16 protein-coding genes are annotated in these 17,710 nt (G+C 59.2%); 12 read left to right on the top strand and 4 right to left on the bottom strand.

What is annotated here, in order from left to right; genetic code table 11:
- Positions 1-76: 76 nt before the first annotated feature.
- Entirely contained in the window at positions 77-871 is a 795-nt protein-coding gene (locus tag WJU23_RS17270; RefSeq protein ID WP_346333857.1) for a transglutaminase family protein, read from the top strand.
- Positions 872-889: 18 nt separating this feature from the next.
- Here the strand turns inward: WJU23_RS17270 and WJU23_RS17275 are convergent, their stop codons facing one another.
- Together WJU23_RS17275 and WJU23_RS17280 are read right to left on the bottom strand one after the other, a co-directional pair.
- Entirely contained in the window at positions 890-2,110 is a 1,221-nt protein-coding gene (locus WJU23_RS17275; RefSeq protein WP_346333858.1) for an alpha/beta hydrolase-fold protein, read from the bottom strand.
- 55 nt (positions 2,111-2,165) lie between these two features.
- Positions 2,166-3,797 (bottom strand): peptide ABC transporter substrate-binding protein, encoded by a 1,632-nt coding sequence (locus tag WJU23_RS17280; RefSeq protein WP_346333859.1) that lies wholly within the window; start codon positions 3,795-3,797, stop codon positions 2,166-2,168.
- Positions 3,798-3,885: 88 nt separating this feature from the next.
- On the opposite strand from WJU23_RS17280, the gene WJU23_RS17285 reads away from it, so the two are divergent.
- Genes WJU23_RS17285 through WJU23_RS17315 form a run of 7 tightly spaced genes read left to right on the top strand, consistent with a single transcriptional unit; the run spans position 3,886 to position 11,041 of the window.
- Positions 3,886-5,139 (top strand): ABC transporter permease, encoded by a 1,254-nt coding sequence (locus WJU23_RS17285; RefSeq protein WP_346333860.1) that lies wholly within the window; start codon positions 3,886-3,888, stop codon positions 5,137-5,139.
- A gap of 13 nt (positions 5,140-5,152) precedes the next feature.
- A complete protein-coding gene (locus WJU23_RS17290; protein WP_346333861.1) occupies positions 5,153-6,664 on the top strand; it encodes an ABC transporter permease subunit in 1,512 nt (503 codons plus the stop codon).
- Positions 6,661-8,628, top strand: coding sequence for an extracellular solute-binding protein (locus tag WJU23_RS17295; protein ID WP_346333862.1), 1,968 nt, complete (start codon positions 6,661-6,663; stop codon positions 8,626-8,628). Before WJU23_RS17290 ends, WJU23_RS17295 begins: the two co-directional genes overlap by 4 nt.
- Positions 8,625-9,611 carry an ABC transporter ATP-binding protein gene (locus WJU23_RS17300; protein ID WP_346333863.1) on the top strand — a complete coding sequence of 329 codons (987 nt, stop codon included), beginning with the start codon at positions 8,625-8,627 and terminating at the stop codon, positions 9,609-9,611. The genes WJU23_RS17295 and WJU23_RS17300 overlap by 4 nt, the downstream gene beginning before the upstream one ends.
- A 51-nt stretch (positions 9,612-9,662) precedes the next feature.
- Positions 9,663-9,866, top strand: a complete 204-nt coding sequence (locus WJU23_RS17305; protein WP_346333864.1) for a type II toxin-antitoxin system HicB family antitoxin — start codon at positions 9,663-9,665, stop codon at positions 9,864-9,866.
- Positions 9,867-9,889: 23 nt separating this feature from the next.
- Positions 9,890-10,069, top strand: a complete 180-nt coding sequence (locus WJU23_RS17310) for a type II toxin-antitoxin system HicA family toxin (RefSeq protein WP_346334058.1) — start codon at positions 9,890-9,892, stop codon at positions 10,067-10,069.
- 3 nt (positions 10,070-10,072) lie between these two features.
- Positions 10,073-11,041, top strand: a complete 969-nt coding sequence (locus WJU23_RS17315) for an ABC transporter ATP-binding protein (RefSeq protein ID WP_346333865.1) — start codon at positions 10,073-10,075, stop codon at positions 11,039-11,041.
- Between the two features lie 2 nt (positions 11,042-11,043).
- Here the strand turns inward: WJU23_RS17315 and pbpC are convergent, their stop codons facing one another.
- Positions 11,044-13,311, bottom strand: a complete 2,268-nt coding sequence (pbpC, locus tag WJU23_RS17320) for a penicillin-binding protein 1C (RefSeq protein ID WP_346333866.1) — start codon at positions 13,309-13,311, stop codon at positions 11,044-11,046.
- Positions 13,312-13,394: 83 nt separating this feature from the next.
- Positions 13,395-14,741, bottom strand: a complete 1,347-nt coding sequence (locus WJU23_RS17325; RefSeq protein ID WP_346333867.1) for an alkaline phosphatase family protein — start codon at positions 14,739-14,741, stop codon at positions 13,395-13,397.
- A gap of 138 nt (positions 14,742-14,879) precedes the next feature.
- Here WJU23_RS17325 and WJU23_RS17330 point away from each other — a divergent pair, with 138 nt between their 5' ends.
- The 4 genes from WJU23_RS17330 (at position 14,880) to WJU23_RS17345 (ending at position 17,622) form a co-directional block, all read left to right on the top strand.
- Positions 14,880-15,074: a hypothetical protein gene (locus WJU23_RS17330; protein WP_346333868.1), complete on the top strand. Its 195-nt coding sequence runs from the start codon at positions 14,880-14,882 to the stop codon at positions 15,072-15,074.
- Position 15,075: 1 nt separating this feature from the next.
- Positions 15,076-15,333 (top strand): hypothetical protein, encoded by a 258-nt coding sequence (locus WJU23_RS17335; protein ID WP_346333869.1) that lies wholly within the window; start codon positions 15,076-15,078, stop codon positions 15,331-15,333.
- Between the two features lie 388 nt (positions 15,334-15,721).
- A complete protein-coding gene (locus WJU23_RS17340; protein WP_346333870.1) occupies positions 15,722-16,453 on the top strand; it encodes a YdjY domain-containing protein in 732 nt (243 codons plus the stop codon).
- Positions 16,450-17,622 (top strand): prenyltransferase/squalene oxidase repeat-containing protein, encoded by a 1,173-nt coding sequence (locus tag WJU23_RS17345; RefSeq protein ID WP_346333871.1) that lies wholly within the window; start codon positions 16,450-16,452, stop codon positions 17,620-17,622. The genes WJU23_RS17340 and WJU23_RS17345 overlap by 4 nt, the downstream gene beginning before the upstream one ends.
- The last annotated feature ends 88 nt before the right edge of the window (positions 17,623-17,710 follow it).

A 17,710-nucleotide genomic window follows, 5' to 3' on the forward strand; every position in this document is an offset into this window, starting at 1 on the left:
ATTTGCCGAATGTAAATCCCAGACGAAAGGGAGCCGTCTTTTTCCGAAACCCGATCCCCTCCATCGCTCCTGCACCATGATTCTTGATGCCTCCTGCAAGCTTGAATATCATACCACGGAGGACGTGCCCGCCATCTTCATGTTGCGCCCTCGCAGCGGCTGGGCCCAGTGGGTCATGCGGGAGGAGTTCTTCATCCGCCCCCGCGTGCCGGTGATCGAGTTCACCGATTTTTACGGCAACCTCTGCCAGCGCACCGTCATGCCAGCCGGGCATTTTCATCTGTCGGTGCATTACCGCGTCCAGGTGCCTGACATTGCCGATGCCGATCCTCGCGCGCCTTTGTGGCTGGCTCAAAATTTGCCCACCGACGTCCTGCATTACCTCCTGCCCAGCCGCTATTGCCAGTCGGACCGCGTTTCAGACCTGGCCTGCTCCATCGTCGGCGACATGGAGCCGGACTACCGGATGGTGGCCGCCATCCGCACCTGGATCCATGAAAACATCCGCTATGAATCCGGCAGCAGCGACAGCTCCACCTCCGCCCTGGAGACGGCGGAGATGAAACGCGGCGTGTGCCGTGACTTCGCCCACCTCGGCATCTCCCTTTGCCGCGCCATCAATGTCCCCGCGCGCATGGTCGTGGGGTTTCTGTACGACCTGAAACCGATGGACCTCCACGCCTGGTTCGAGGCCTACATCGGCGGCCGCTGGTTCACCTTCGATGCCACCGAGCCCCTGACCCGCGGCGACCGCATCGTCCTCGCCTACGGTCGCGATGCCGCCGATGTCGCCCTGGCCAGCATGTTCGGAAACTTCACCTTGTTAAACATGAGAGTGGACGTGAACCCGGCGACGGATCAGCGGATGTAATTCCGAACGCTGCCCCCCTCACTTCACATCCCGCCACAGCCACGCCAGCGCCTCGGGCAGATGCGGGGCCATGCCCCGGCTGCCATGGAAGCACTCGGTCCAGTCCATGCGGTAATCATAGTTCATGTACTTCAGGCTGGCCTCCATCATTCGGTTGGCCAGCGGCCAGTTGCCAAATTTGTTGTCCAGGTCATTCACCCCGTCCAGCAGGTACACGCGGATGGGTTTCCGCTCCGTGACCCGCAGCAGATAGGGGTACGCATTGCCGCCCCGGATGTCCACAAAGGTGCCCACCCAGCTCAGCACTTTATGAAACTTGTCCGGGCGCTCCCACGCGGCTGTGAAGGCGCAGATGCCGCCGGAAGAACCTCCCGCAATGCCCCAGGCCTCCGGGTCCTGGCGGAACTTTACCTCATACTTTTTCTCCACCTCAGGCAGGATCTCGGTGAGCAGAAATTGGCTGTATGCGGGGCCCAGCCCGTCATACTCGGCGCTGCGGTTGGCCGCTTTTTCCCCGGGCTTCTGGCTGGATTTGCGGCCCGGATCAACGAAGACACCGATGGTCACCGGCATCTTCTTCTGGTGGATGAGGTTGTCAAAAACCGTGCTGGCCCGCATGGAACCCTTCGGGTCCACATGCCGGGTCCCATCCTGCCAGACCATCAGGCAGGCCTCATCACCGGCCTTGTATTGTTGTGGAATGTAAACCGTCACTCCCCGGTGGGTGTCCGGGAAAACCTTGCTCTTGTTCCATTCGAAAGTCTCCAGCCGCCCTTCGGGTACACCGGGCTGTTTTTCACTGTCAGCGGTGTATTCATAGTGCTCCAGATGGACCATGCCAGCCACCCGGGCCATGCCGTCCACTTCGATGCGGTAGTTAAACTCCTGAAAATTGGCCATGGTCTTGACCAGCACCTGCAGCCCGTCATCGCCCAGCCGCACCATCTCGCCGATCACCGTGTCATTGCCGCGCACCACCCGTGCCGCTCCCATGTCCATGATGGCCCAGGCCACCGTCGTTCCTTCGATTTTGGTGCCGGGCTTGCCCTTCAGCAGGTTTTGTTTTCCAAACAGCCGCGTCACTTTTTCATGAAGCTGCCCTAGCGTGGCGGCATCCGGGGCACCGGCCAGCGTCTTTTGGATCATGCCCGGCGTGATGGCCGGCTGCGCAGGAGCTTGCGCTTGAAGGATGGAGCAGAGGCTGAGACAAAGGAGGGACTGAAGCAGACGCACAAACATGGAGGGAGGAAACGACGGCTGCGGGCCAGCCTTTCGCTGAACATGAGGGATCCGATTATGGCTGCTCCAGATACACCGCCTTGTAGCACCGGTGCTCCAGCAGGGAAGATTTCATCCCCTTCACCTCCGGGCGTCTCAAGAACGGGCGCACATACCAGTACAGCGGGATCATCGGCAGCTCATCCAGCAGGAGCGTCTCCGCCTCCGTCAGGATGGCCATGCGGCGGGTGCTGTCGCCTTCACGCAGGGAGGCCTGCATCAGCTCATCATAGCGGGGGCTGCTCCAGCCGGTGTTGTTATTGCCATCCCCTGTCTGCCAGATGCTGAGAAAAGTGTAGGGGTCCAGATAATCTCCGATCCATCCCGCCCGGCAGATCTGAAAGTCCAGCGTCCGCTGGCTGTCCAGGTACACGCCCCAGTCCTGGTTGAGCACCCCTGCCGGGATGTTGAGGTTCTTTTTCCACATCTCCATGATGGCCTCCCCGATGGTGCGGTGGGATTCCATTGTGTTGATCAGGATGTCAAATTTGGGAAAGCCTTTCCCATTGGGATAGCCGGCCTCGGCCAGCAGGCGACGTGCTTCTTCAGGATCATACTTCAGAAGACCGGGGGTTTCATAGCCTTCTCCCGCACCTGGCGGGGTAAAGCCGATGGCAGGCTTTTGCCCTCCGCGCAGCACATTGCGGATCAGCGTGTCCTGGTCCACGCTCAGCGTCAGCGCCTTGCGTACGCGCTTGTCATTGAAGGGCGGCTTGGTGACATTGATGCGGTAAAAATAGGTGCCCAGCATCGGTTCCAGGCGAAACAGGTCCGGTTCTTTTTCCCGGTAGTAGTCCATCTTGGGCAGAGGCACGGTATTGGTGACGTGAACCTGGCCATCGCGGAAAGCGCGCTCCTCTGTCGCATCGCTGACGATGGGAATAAACTGGATCTCATTCAGCCGCACCAAGCCCGCATCCCAATAAAGCGGGTTGCGCTCCACGGTCAGGGAGTGCGTGTAGCGCCATTCCTTCAGCTTAAAAGGGCCGTTGCCCACGATGTTACCCGCCCGCGTCCATTTTGTATCGCGATCCGATATTTTCCCAAACCGCTCGATGACATGCCTTGGCACCGGATGCCAGGAGTAATGCTTCAGCATGGACGGCAGATAAGGGGCCGGCCCTTTGAGGATGATCTGCAACGTGTAGTCATCCAGCGCCTTCGCGCCCACCTGGGAAAAGTCCTTCACCTCCCCTTTGTTAAACTCTTCTGCATTCAGCATGGGATACAGCATCGGCGCATAGGGCCCTGCCAGCTCCGGGGTCAGAATGCGCCGAAAGGAGAATAAAAAATCGTGGGCTGTCAGGGGCGTGCCATCACTCCACTTGCCATCCTTGCGCAGGTGAAACGTCCAGGTAATAAAATCCTCCGTCTCCCAGTGCGTAGCTGCGCCCGGACCATTGTCATCCGGATCCTCCGGCGTCGTCGCCACCAGCCCTTCGAACAGCGCATCAAAGATGTGATGCTCCGGCGACCCCGTCGCCAGTTGCGGATCCAGCGTCTCCGGCTCCGATCCGTTGGCCAGGATGAGGATGCCCTGGGCCGTGGCCTCCGCGATGCGGGTAGGGCGGTGCGTGCGTGACTGGTGAAAATGCACGATTCCCATCAGCAGCGCAGCCAGGACGACGATTCGGATGATCCAGCTCATGACAGGATGAACATGAAGGCAATGAAATGAAAAACCACACAATTCCTTGTCTCCGGCGCACGTATGTCTGAGACTGGCCGTTCCCCTCATGCGCGATTATTTCATCCGACGCTTCCTGCTCATCCTCCCGACCCTGATCGGTGCGACCATGGTGGTGTATTTCATCACGCGCATCACTCCTGGTGGCCCGCTGGAGGCGGCCATGCGGCAGGCCGCCATGCACGGGGAAGGGGGCATGAAGGATGGCGGAGCCTCCATGAGCGAGGAGCAGAAGCAGGAAATGGCCGCTTATTACGGATTCGACCGCCCCTTTCTGCCAGGTTACCTTGCGTGGCTGGGACTCATGCCCAAGGAGCAGGACAAGCAGTTCATCAAATTCGAAAATGACGAAAGCGAGCAGCCCGTGACCCTGCAGACGCTGCTGCCGCGTGAGGAGTGGCAGCCCAATAACGCTTACCGCATCACCCAGGCCAAAGTCACTCCCGATGGCAAACTGACTGCCGGGAATAAAGATGAACTCAAGCCCTGGAAGACCCGCGTCGTGGCGGATAAAAACCGCGTGGAGGTTTTCCGTCCGGCCTATGATGGTCTGGCCCAGGGGAATCTGGGCGTCTCCACCCGCTACAATGAGCCTGTGTGGGGCATGATCCGGGAGCGGATGCCCATTTCCATCTTTTACGGACTCACCACTTTCCTCCTGAGCTACATCGTCTGCATCCCCCTGGGCATTTTAAAGGCCATCAAGCACCGCACGGTGCTGGACAATGTCACCTCCATCCTCATCTTTGTCGGCTACGCCATCCCCGGCTTTGTGCTGGCCAGCATTCTGGTGGTGTATCTGGCCGCCCGTTTGAACTGGTTTCCCACTGGCGGCTTCGTCAGCGAGGGCTTTGATACCCTGAGCCTAGGGGGCAAGGTGTGGGACGTCATCCACCATGCCATCCTCCCGCTGGTCTGCTACATGATCGGCAGCTTTGCCTTCATGACCTTGCTGGTCAAAAACAGTCTCATGGACAATCTCGCCGCCGACTATGTCCGCACCGCCGTGGCCAAAGGAGCCGGCTTCAAGCGTGCCGTGCTGGGCCATGCTTTGGGCAATTCCCTCATCCCGCTAGCTACCACTCTGGGTCATGTCGTTTCCATTTTTTTGACCGGGTCCCTGCTCATTGAACTGATCTTCGAAATCAACGGCTTTGGCCTCCTGAGCTACTACAGCATCCTGGATCGTGACTATCCGCTGGTCATGGGCATTCTCGTGCTCAATGTGCTGCTTTTGATGGTCGGCAACATCCTCTCCGACATCTTTGTCGCCCTGACCGATCCGCGAATCCGTTTTGACTGATTGACTGACTGACATGTCTCCGCGCACCACAGGCATTCTTGCCATCCTTTATTCTGCCATCAGCGGCCTTTTTTATGGGCTGGGGCTTTCCGTGCCGCTGTTCAAGGTGCCATTCCTGGGCAGCGCCTGGGTGGGCTGGGCCTTGCTGGCACTGCTCACATTGACAGGCGTTCGCCTGCTTTTGAAAAACCAGCAGAGCTGGCAGTGGAGCCCGCTGACCCTCAAGCAGATGAAGCGCTTTCGCGACATCCGCCGCGGTCACTGGTCATTTCTCATCCTCCTTTTCCTGGTCGGTGTCGCCTCGCTGGACAGCCTCCTGGTGGGTAAGCGTGCCTTGATCGTGCATTACGAAGGCCAGTACTATTTTCCCTTCGTCACCCAGGTCGTGCCTGCCACCACTTTTGGCCTCAAGGAGGATTCCGAGACGGATTACCGCGAGCTTCAGCGCACTTTTCGCGAAGAAAAATCCTCCAACTGGGTCCTCCTGCCGCCTGTCCCCTATGATGCTAAACTGGACACCCCCGAGGTCATCGAAAAACTCATCGAACGCGATGGGAAAATTTACCGCCTGACCAGTAATGAACCCTTCAATGGTCGCGGTTATACCGTCTTCAAAGACAAGCCCGGCCAGAAGCGCCAGGAGTGGGTCTTCCGTCGCGGCCTGCGCCAGGGGGAGATGCGGGGCTGGGACCTTACGGGTGAGCAGGTGGAAAGAGGAACTTATGAAAAGGGACAACGCGTCGCCTACACTGACTATTCCGATGGCAAAGCCGCCGCTCTTGAGTCTCAAGCGGCTGAAGGCATGCTGACCGTCGTTTACCCCCCGTCGCCGCCTTCCTGGGAGCACCGCCATTTCCTCGGCACCACCTCCATGGGCGGGGATGTGCTGGCCATCCTCTTTGGTGGCTGGCAGCAGGCCATCATAGCCTCCGTTATTTTTGTCTCCTTCGTGTTCATCACTGGCGTGGCAGTGGGCGGTGCGCTCGGCTACTTCGGCGGCGCGGCGGACATCATCGGGGGCCGCCTCATCGAGATCTGGTCCGTGCTGCCCTTCCTCTTCATCGTGATGATCGTCAGCTCCATCATCAGCCCCAATCTTTTCCTCCTCGTCGTCATCATTTCCCTGTTCAGCTGGATGGGGCCCACCCTTTACATCCGTACCTCCGCCCTACGGGAAAAATCGCGGGATTACGTGGCTTCTGCACGTCTTCTGGGGGCAGGCACCGGTCGCATCATCCTGAAGCACATCCTGCCAAACAGCATCGCCATCCTCGTCACCCTCGCCCCCTTTGAGGTGACCGCCATCATCACCTCCCTGGCCGCCCTGGATTATCTCGGCTTTGGCCTTCCACCGGAGGAACCCAGCTGGGGCCGCCTCCTGCGTGAGGGTACGGAAGATTTTAACTACCCCTGGATTGTCAGCTCCGCCTTCGTCGCCATGACCACTGTCCTCATCCTCGTCACCTTCGTTGGCGAGGCCATCCGCGAAGCCTTCGATCCGAAGAAATTCACGACCTACCGATGACCTCTCCTCAAACAGTCGGCACACGGATGCCCGGAGCCGCCCTTTCACGCCTGGCAGGTGCTTTGTTGATGCTGCTTGCGGCGACTTTACTGCCCTCCTGCGCAGACTCCGATGACACCCGCTTCCCACCCTATGACAACACCCAGGAAGTGCAGGACTTTTGGAAGTCCAAACCTGAATTCTTCCAGTGGAAAACCCCTGCTGATCTGCCCGGGGGCCTGGCCTGGGAAAATGGTGCCGATGTGCCGGAATTCGGTGATCCCGATGCCAAAAAAGGCGGCACATTTCACGACTACCACCCTACCTATCCGCCGACCTTCCGGTTCATCGGACCGGATGCCGGCAATACCTTTCGCGGCCAGCATCGGGACAACATCGAAATCAGCCTCGTCACCCGCCATCCAGATGAGGATGTGTGGATTCCCGGCATGGCCAAAGAGTGGGCCGTTTCTGAAGACAAGAAGACCGTCTTTTATCGGCTTCAGGACAAGCTGACGTATTCAGACGGCACCCCCATTGTAGTGGAGGACTTCTTCATGACCTTTTTCATCATGACCAGTCCGCACATCAAGGACCCCTGGTATAACGACTGGTATACCAAAGAATACGCCGCCATCACCAAGTATGATGAACGCACCTTTTCCGTCACCATTCCGGAGCCTAAGCCCGATCCCCTTTGGTACGCCACCGTTCCGGCCACTCCGCAGCACTTTTTCCGCGAATTCGGACCTGACTTTCCCGCCCGTTATCAATGGCGCATCACCCCCTCCACTGGTGCTTACGCCATTGATGCGGATTTGCTGAAACGCGGACGCTCCATTACCCTGGTTCGGGTCAAAGACTGGTGGGCAGGGGACCTGAAACACTACCGCTACCTCTTCAATCCAGACTTCCTGGAATACAAAATCATCGCCAGCCAGGACAAGGCTTTCGAGATGTTCCGTCAGGGCCAGTTTGATTACTTTCTCGCCGGTCTCCCCCGCTACTGGTATGACAAAACGGAGATCCCGGGGCTTTATAATGGCTACGTGGAGCGTCACGTTTTTTACAACGTCTTTCCCCAGGTCACTTGGGGCATTCGCATCAATGAAAGCAAACCGCCGCTGGACAGCCTGGATGTGCGCCTGGGCCTTCATTATGCCATGAACTTCAAGAAGGTCATTGAGGTGGATTTCCGCAGCGACAAGACCCGCATGCAGAGCACCTTCGCCGGATTCGGCAAGTTCACCAACCCGGACCTGCGTGCGCTGCCTTTTGATCCCGTGAAAGCGCGCGAGCACTTTGCCAAAGCCGGTTTCACCCGGCCCGGCCCGGATGGCATCCTCCAGAATGACCAGGGCAAACGCCTCTCCTTTACCCTCACCACTTTCAATTCCGGCACCGTCATGCCCATCATGCTGCGCTTAAAAGAGGAAGCCAGGAAGGCCGGTCTGGAAATTAATGTCGAGGGCCTGGATGTCACCCAGATGTATAAAAAGCTGGACCAGAAAAATCATGAGCTCGGTTTCGCCGGGTTCGGAGCCACCCCGCCGTATCCGCGCTTTTGGGAAGGCTTTCATTCCGACAATGCCTTCAAGACCGGCCCCGATGGCAAGCGCGAGGTCGTCACCGATACCAACAACATCACGCAGACTGCCGATTTAGAACTGGACAAGCTCATCATCCAGCACCGCAAGGCCCAGACTGAGGAGGAGGTACAAAAGCTGTCTTGGCAGCTCGCCAAGCTCATTGAGGAACGCGCCTGCGTCATCCCCGCCTGGGAGTCACCCTTCTACCGGTATCTCTCCTGGCGCTACCTCCGCTGGCCCAAGAATGGCAATGCCCGCAAAAGCCGCGAGCCTCTGGATGCCTACATGTTCTGGATTGACGAAGACATGAAAAAAGAAACCAAGGACGCCATGCGGGAGGGCCGCAGCTTTGGCGAAGTTTTGCGCATCTTTGACGCCTACCGCACTGACTCATGACCGACGCACCCTCCATTCTTGAAGTCAGGGATCTCGTCACCGCCTTCGATACCGATGCGGGCCGCATGACGGCCGTGGACGGCATCAGCTTTGATGTTCCGAAGGGTAAAACCCTCGGCATTGTGGGGGAGTCCGGCTGCGGCAAAAGTGTGACGGCTTTTTCCATCACCCGACTGCTGCCACAGCCGCATGGCAAGGTACTCGGCGGCAGCATCCGTTTCGAAGGAAAAGACCTGCTCAACCTGCCACTGGAAGAGATGCAGAAGGTCCGAGGCAATGAAATCAGCATGATTTTCCAGGAGCCGATGACGGCACTGAATCCCGTGCAGACCGTGGGCCGCCAGCTTGCCGAGGCCATCCTGCTGCATACCGATTGCAGCAAATCCGAGGTTCTCAGCCGCAGTGTGGACATGATGAAAAAGGTCCGCATTCCCGCGCCTGAAGCCCGGCTGGGGGAATACCCGCACCAGCTCAGCGGCGGCATGCGTCAGCGCATCATGATCGCCATGGCGCTCATCAATAAACCCAAGCTGCTCATCGCGGATGAACCCACCACCGCTCTGGATGTGACCGTGCAGGCGCAGATCCTGGAACTCATCGCGGACCTGCAAAAGGAGATGGGCATGAGCGTCGTACTCATCACCCATGACCTGGGCGTCATCGCCGAGGTATGTGATGAAGTGGCCGTCATGTATGCAGGCCGCATTGTAGAGCGGGCGAACGTCTTCGACCTCTTTGCCCATCCCCGCCATGCCTATACCCAGGGCCTGCTCCAAAGTATCCCCCGCTTGGACAGCCAGCCCAAGACCCTGCTCAAAGCCATCCCAGGGAATGTGCCCGGCATCGCGGACTTTAAACCCGGCTGCCGCTTCGCCGAACGCTCCGGCCGCGACCACAGCCCCGAGCACCTTAACACCCGCCCCCCCTACGTTGAAATCTCCCCTAACCACTGGGTGGAAAACTGCCCCATCTGCGTCGCATGAGCCTGGTGCCGCTAGCCTTGAAACCGGCCATAAATCGCTTATACTATCTCCATGACCGTTAAAGCCATTGTTCATCCTGCTGAAGAAGGCGGCTATTGGGCCGAAGTGCCTTCATTGCCTGGTTGCTTCACCCAGGCAGAAACGCTGGAGGAACTTCAGTCCAGGTTGGCTGAGGCCATCGAAGGCTGGTTCCAAGCTGATGCCGAGCAGGAAATAGACGATGCCAACGCCCAACCCATGCTGGTTACCGTGTGAAACTCATCAGCGGCAAACAGCTTGTGAAAATTGTTCAAGCTCATGGCTGGTCCCTGGCCCGAGTGAATGGAAGCCATCACATCTTCAAGCATCCGGCACGGCCAGGCAATCTGGTGATTCCTGTCCATGGCAACGAAACTTTAAAGACCGGCATTCTGCGCGCCTTAATGAAAACCGCCGGTCTCAACGAAAGCGACCTTTAAAGCATGAGCCTTCTTACCGTCAAAAATCTCCAGCAGCACTTTCCCGTCCGGGGAGGCGTGTTGCGGCGCTCCGTGGCCTCCTGCAAGGCGGTGGACGGAGTTAGCTTTTCCCTGGCTGCAGGCGAGACACTGGGCCTGGTGGGAGAGTCCGGCTGCGGCAAAACCACCCTCGGCAAGAGCATCGTCCGCTTGCTCAAGCCGACCGGCGGCAGCATCGAGTTTGAGGGAAAGGACATCACCACGGCCAGCATGGGCCAGCTGCGCCCGGCACGCCGACACATGCAGATGATCTTCCAGGACCCCGCCGAGTCCCTGAACCCCCGCCACACCGTGCGGGACATTTTGGAGGAGCCGTTCATCGTCCAAAAGATTGGCACAAAGAACGAGCGACGTCTGTGGGTGGCGGATCTTCTGGACAAGGTGGGCCTCAGTGCCGCTTCCGCCGACCGTTTCCCTTTTGAGTTCAGCGGCGGCCAGCGCCAGCGCATCGGCATTGCCCGTGCCATCGCCTTGAAGCCCAAGCTCATCGTCTGTGACGAGCCTGTCTCCGCCCTGGATGTCTCCGTGCAGAGCCAGGTGTTGAACCTTTTGTTAGACCTCCAGCGCGAGATGGGCCTCAGCTATCTCTTCATCGCCCACGGTCTCAGCGTCGTGAAACACATGAGCGACCGCGTCGCCGTGATGTATTTGGGCAAGATCGTCGAGCTTGCCCCGGCCGAGATTCTCTATCGTGATCCCCGCCATGCCTATACCAAGGCCCTGCTGGATGCCATTCCCGTGCCTGATCCGGCTAAGCGCCACCCCCGCCGCCTGCTTCATGGAGACGTGCCATCCCCGATCAATCCGCCGCCCGGCTGCGCCTTCGGACATCGCATGAGCCATCCGCGCTGGCAGGAGAGCGTCGGCATGGACCTGACGCTCAAAGAAGTCGCCCCCGGCCACCTCGTCCAGCCCTGCCCCTGCTGCACGTAACTTCACTCGGGATGCACAATGACATAAGTGCTTTGCACCTCCTGCGTGGCCGGATTGGTCGCCCGCAGCTCATGCCGTCCTGGAATTAGCTCCACATACGTTGCCGCTCCGTCCGTCTGCACTGTCAGAGTTTCACAAGTCCATTGGACCTGCATCGCCGGGCTGGTCTCCAAGATCAGCCGGCTGCCTCCCTGCGGCAGATCCGGGTCCAAATGCACCACCGTTCCGGGGATAGGATGGCTGATGCGCCAGGGCTTGTGTTTCCCGGCCTCCTCCACCGCCACCAGATCGCCCATCCAGTTGTCCGCGCTGCGTATCCAGGCCGAATATTCAGGCCGCAGCAGCGCCCTTCCCCGGCTGTCGTAGTCGGCCTCACTGGCTCCGGGCGGCTGATGTTTGACCGCAAAGATCTCCTCCCGGCTCACCCTGGCGGGTGGTGACTGCGGCGTCAGGCGCTTGCCGGTCCGGGGGTCGATACGCGCATGCACCAGACCCTCCGGTTCCGCATACCAAGTTATGCCAAATCGCCGTTGAAGCTCAATGAAGATATCCCTCCAGATGGGGGCAGCACCGGTCACTCCGGACACCTCGCGCATCGGCGTATTGTCAAAGTTACCCGCCCATACCGCCACGGTATATTCGGGGGTAAAGCCCACGCACCAGTTGTCCCGATAACCGGTACTTGTGCCCGTCTTGACGGCGGCGGGAAAGGGCAGCCGCAGCGGCGAATGCTGGCCAAAGGTGAGCTGGCGTGCCTGGTTATCCGAAAGAATATCCGCGATGATGTAACACGATATTTTCTCAAAACGCCGTGTGCGTTCGATACTTTTTGTTTGCGGCACCAGGCTCCACGGCCCGTCCAGGCCCAGGCGTGCCAGGCAGGCATAGGCATTGGCCAGCTCCACCAAGCGCACGGGTGAATTGCCAATCGTCAGGCCCAGCCCGTAGTGCTCAGCGGGTTCCGTCAATGTGGTTAGGCTAAGGGCCTTGAGTTGCGCCAGCAGCATTTCCGCACCGCCAATGCTGCCCAGCACTTTGACGGCGGAGATGTTCAGGCTGTTGCCCAGGGCATTGCGATAGGTCATCGGGCCATACAGCTTGTGCGCATAGTTTTCCGGCCGGTAGGTCCCGGTGGGAGTGTTGTATTCCACTGGCAGATCCGCGACGATGCTCGCTGCAGTGGCTCCGCGTTCCAGCGCCATCAGATACGTAAACGGCTTGATGGCCGAGCCGGGCGAATGCGGCACCCAGGCCCCATTGATCTGGCCTCCGTCCGGGGCAAAGAAATCACGCGATCCGGCCAAGGCCAGCACATGCCCGGTGGCATTCTCAATGACCACTGCCGCTGCCTGGGTGACATGCCGCGCCTTCAGCGCGCTCAGCCGCTGCGTGATGATCGTCTCCACCTGCTGTTGCAGGCCGGAGTTCAGCGTGGTGACGGTACTTTCACGCGGCTCCACCCGCAGCATCTCCACCGCATGCGGGGCCTCGAACCCGCCATGGAAGCGCTGCAACTGGATGCTCTCCTTTTGGGCCACCCGCAGCTGCTCCTCCGTCAGCCAGCCAAGCGCTTGCATCTTCTCCAGGATGCGCTGCTGCCGAGGCTGGATTTTCTCTAAATATCTGAAGGGATTGTAGCGTGTGGGGGATTGCGGGATGGCCGCCAGCAAGGCGCATTCGGCCGGGCTCAGGTCGGCCAGAGGCTTGTCAAAGTAACCCTGGGCGGCACTGGCGCAGCCGGTCAGCAGATTGCCATAGCTGATGCGGTTCAGGTATTCGGCCATCACCTGTTCCTTGCTCCATTGCATGGCCAGGCGGCGGGCTTGCAGGGCCTCGGTGGCCTTCACCCACAGGCCCCTCTTGCCAGTCCGTGCTGAGGTCACTTTGACAAGCTGCTGATGAATGGTCGAAGCTCCCGAGACGACCCGCCCGCTGCGGGCATTGTCCCACGCTGCACGCGCCACGGCCAGCAGGTCCACGCCACCATGATCAAAGAAACGTTTGTCCTCCGCTGCCAGCGTCGCCTGCACCAGCCGTGTGGGGATGTCCTCAAAGCGCAGCACCTGTGCCACACGGTCACCTTCCGGCGTCAAAAGCATCCTCAGCGGCTTCCCATCGCTGCTGAGAAAGCGTGGGGAAGGTTTCAGCGGAGTCTCCAGTGCCTCCGGTAATGGCACCAGCCACGGCAGCCCAAACCACACGCCCGCACCGGCTGCGAGGGCGGTCAGCAGCAGCTTGAAAAGACGTTTAGACCCGCGACGCATGGCCATGAATAGGCCAGTTTTTGGTTTTCAGCAGTCAGTTTTCAGAGCTGCAAACCGAAAACTGAAGACTGTAAACTGAACACCTCCCTTCACTCCAGGATCTCCTCCAGCACCCGCCCATCCGGCTCTGGCAACTGGATGTCCAAAAGGCGCGCAATGGTCGGTGCGATGTCCAGGTTGGCCATGCGGGGGAGCACCACGCCCTTTTTGATGCCTTTGCCGGAGGCGATGAAAATGCCGTCCAGTTCGGGGTCGGTGTTGGGGTAGCCGTGCGTGCCGCCGTAGTCCACACTGGGGGCGGCGACGGCATCGCCTGCGGCACCGTTGTTAAAGGCGTAACCGGCTTTGGCATAGAGTATCAAGTCGCCCATGCCCTGGTTTTCCGCCGGAGTCGGCATGCCCAGGGTGGGGCCATCGTTGCCATCAATGACCTGACCCACACCTTCCGTGGCGGCGAACAGTTCCTTCAGCTTGGGCAGCAGCTCCGCCTTGCGGGCCGGGTCCAGCACATAGATGAAGCACAGCCCGCCCTGGGTCATCGCGGCCACCTCACACTGCGTGATGGCATTGCCAAAGGCCTTGGAATAACCGGCTTTTTTCAAGGCGACATTGGGATAGACAAACTTGCTCACCTTTTTAAAGCCGTGGTCGGTGGCGATAACGAAGGTGGTCTTCTCCGTCAGCCCGGCGTCCTTCACCGACTGCACCAGATCCCCCACCAGGCGGTCGGTATAGGCAAGGGCCGTGTAGCTGGCCATGTTCGCGGGGCCATAGCGGTGATGGGTGCCGTCCGTGTTCAGCGTGTGGTACAACATCAGGTTAGGCTTATGCGTCTTGATGATGTGGCTGGCCGCCCGCGTCCAGGTCAGGTCATGCCAGGCCATGTTCTTGCGCTGGGGGCCGGGATTCATCCAGGAGATCTGCTCCTCCGTCAGCAGCCCGGCGGCGATCATCTCCTTCTCGATGGGGCGGTCTGCGCTCGGCAGTTCGGCGAAGCTCCAGTTGATGGTCTCCGCATCCTTGATGGCCACCCAGTCCACCTCCGCCGTGGTCAGTCCGGCCTCGTGGGCCACATCATAAAGCGTGGGCACATGCACCAGGCGGTTCTTGTGCACCCAGGGCTCGATCTTGGGCGGTTTGTTCCCCTCGCCACGCACCAGCAGTCCGTTGAAAAGCACCCCATGCTTTTGGGGGTTCACCCCCGTCACCATCGTGGTGTGATTGATCCAGGTGATGGACGGATTGGAAACCGTCATCGCCTCCGTCTGCGCCCCATCGGCAGCCAGCTTGCGCAGGTTCGGGATCGCCAGGGAAGGGTCCTTCCACATCCACGCCGGAAAGCCGTCCAGGCTGATGAGGACGACGTGCTGGTTCTTGTCGGCTGCGGTTAGGGTAGCGGTGAAGACAAGGGAGAGGAGCAGGGAGCGGAGAAGCATGAGCTGTGAGTACGGTGAACAACCGCCCATTCTTTTTCCGGCATCCGAAGTTGAGTGCGTCCTTGCAGGCCCATCATATCCATTGGTGTGAACTGGAAAGAGACTTGAATATTGCTGCATGGAGACGATAATGTACCTATGAGCGCCACTGCACTCCTCCATCTAAAGCAGCAGCTTTCGAAGCTGAGTGAGAAGGAACGTGTGGAGATTTCGGCATTTCTTCTTCGCATGAAACAGGAATCTCCCTCCTGGCAAAAAGAGATGAGTCGGCGCATGGCGGAAATGGATGCAGGTAAAAAGATCCGGCTTCCGAAACCTGCGGTGCGGGCGTGACATGGCCATCCCCGATCACGAGCCAGTGCTTTCACCCAAAGCCTGGGAGTTTTTAAGCTCACTGTCACGCAAGCGACAGGCGTGTCTTGTCAATTTAATCCATCAATTGGCGGAATCACCCCTTCAATTAGGGGATTACCAGACACGGGACAGCACAGGCCGCCGATTGGAGAACCTGCGTTTTGAAGGTTACGTTTTTACCTATTGGGCAGATGGCGCGGTGAATGAGCTTCGAATTTTGGATATTGTGGAATTGTGACGAAAGATGGGGTCCACCTCATTCTTCGGCATCAGGCAGCGCGTGGGCAAGCTGGGCGCGGACTTGCACCAGCAGTGGGCGGAGGTTTTCAGGAGCCGCTGCAATATAGACGTCGTGATCAGCAAACATGTTCAGAGTGTCTTGGTTTTGTCCGTTTCGGATGGGTGCTCCGTGCATGAAGCCATGATGGCCAGGACGAGGATGCAAGGGGCTGATTGTCATGACAAATGAATACTGGGGGATCCAAAAGCGCAATCCTTCGAGAAGTGCTCAATGCGTATCCGACGGTCGAGGATTGATGGACAAAGGTTGTCCGCATTGCCATTGCGCCTGATGAAAGCTGTGGCCAAGTTTGTCCATGTCCGGCCTGCCACGTATGCTTTCGACCATGCTCCGTCCTTTTGCCACCCTCCTGCTGCTCTGCGTGAGCCTGGTGGAGCTTCATGCCCAGGAGGAAAAAGTGGATGGCACGCAGCAACTGGCGGCGGCGCAGCAGAGGCTCAAAAAGCTCTCCGCCACGGAATATGACCTGGATGGCATCCGCATCAATGCAGCCACGCGGGAGGTACGCATCCCCACCCAGGTGGAACTGAAACAGGCCCCGCTGGAGTACATGCTGGTGCATGAGACCGGCAAGACGCATGAGAGCGTACTGACCACGGCGGTGAGCCCGACGGCGGTGCAGGTTGCGCTCCTGCTGGCCAATTACCAGGCGGCAACGGAAGGACTGCTGACGAAAGTACCGGAAGAGGAGAGGCCAAAGATCTGGAAAGAGGAGCCACCCGCCAAGCCGGGGGCCAATCGCGTGAAGATTGAGGTGGAATGGAAGGTGGGCGAGGAGACGAAAAAGACCCCGCTGTCCCAGTGGGTGCAGAATTCCGATACGCGGAAGCCGCCGCCGGATCTGGAAACCTGGGTATTCAATGGATCGTATATGGATGAGCGGGGTTTCATCGGAGAGCACGAAGGCTCCATTATCGCCGTATGGCTGGACCGGGGTGCGCTGATGAATTCCCCGGCCGAAGGCGCCTGGGACGACAGCCTGTGGATCTCCCTGCCAGCCAATATTCCTGACGAAGGCACCCCTGTCACCGTGATCATTACCCCAGCCCAACCATGAAACTCATTGCCGCATTGTCCGTGTCCCTGATGCTACCCTCTATGCTCCTGGCCCAGAGCGGCACTCAGGCCGCCCGGCACGAGTCTTTAAAACAGGAGATCCGCCTGGCGTATGACCGGGGGCTGGCCTTTCTGAAAGGGAAGCAGAATGCGGAGACGGGGCAGTGGGGAGATGCGGAGCCAGTGGCCTTCACCGCGCTGGCCATCACCAGCCATCTGCTGGCCCCGGAGCGCCAACCGGGGGATGCGCTGACGCCGGAGATTGAGAAGGCCTATGATTTCCTTTTGAAAAATGTGCAGCCGGACGGCGGCATTTATGTGAAAGCCCGCGCCAATTACAACACTTCTCTGGCGCTGACAGCGCTGATGCTTAGTCCCAAGCCACAGAATGAACAGACGCTGCTGGCGGCCCGGCGTTTCATCATCGGCCAGCAGAATGACTTTGATGAAAAGGGCAAGGCGGACAATCCCTTCGACGGCGGAGTCGGCTACGGCACACCCAAGCCGGACAAACCCGCCCACGCAGACCTTTCCAACACCCACTTCGCCCTGGAGGCGCTGTATTATTCCGAAGCCCTGCTGGCGGACAAAGGGGATGCCGGAAAGGATGAGCCGAAGCTCAATTACGCAGCGGCCATCCAGTTCATCCAAAACTGCCAGAACCGCCCGGAAACGAACAAGGCCTCCTGGGTAAGCACCGACAAGGCGGATGCAGGCGGCTTCGTGTACAGCCCAGGAGAGACCCGTGGCAAGGTGACGACCACGCCCGATGGCCGCACCGCCCTGCGCAGCTACGGCAGCATCAGCTATGCAGGCATGCTGAGCTTCATCTATGCCGGGCTGGACAAGAGCGATCCCCGGGTGAAGGCGGTCATGCAGTGGCTGAGCGAGAACTACACGCTGGAGGAAAACCCAGGGGTAGGACCTGAGGGACTGTATTATTATTACCACACCATGGCCAAAGCCCTGGCCATCGCCGAGGTGGATTTCCTGAAAACCAAGGATGGCAAGACGGTGGACTGGCGGGCAGACCTCGCGGAAAAGCTGCTGAACATCCAGCAGGGAGACGGCTCATGGGCCAACAGCACCGGCCGCTGGATGGAAAGCGACCAGGTGCTGGCCACCTCCTACATGCTGATGGCGCTGGCGCGGGTGCATGAGAGCCTGTGACAGGATTCAGTCGGACGGTACCGCTCTTTCGGGATGGCTTTTTTATGATTTAGAAGGTTGACGTTTTTGACGGTTCCCTACTAAAAAA

Source organism: Prosthecobacter sp. SYSU 5D2 (assembly GCF_039655865.1).
GTDB lineage: Bacteria > Verrucomicrobiota > Verrucomicrobiia > Verrucomicrobiales > Verrucomicrobiaceae > Prosthecobacter.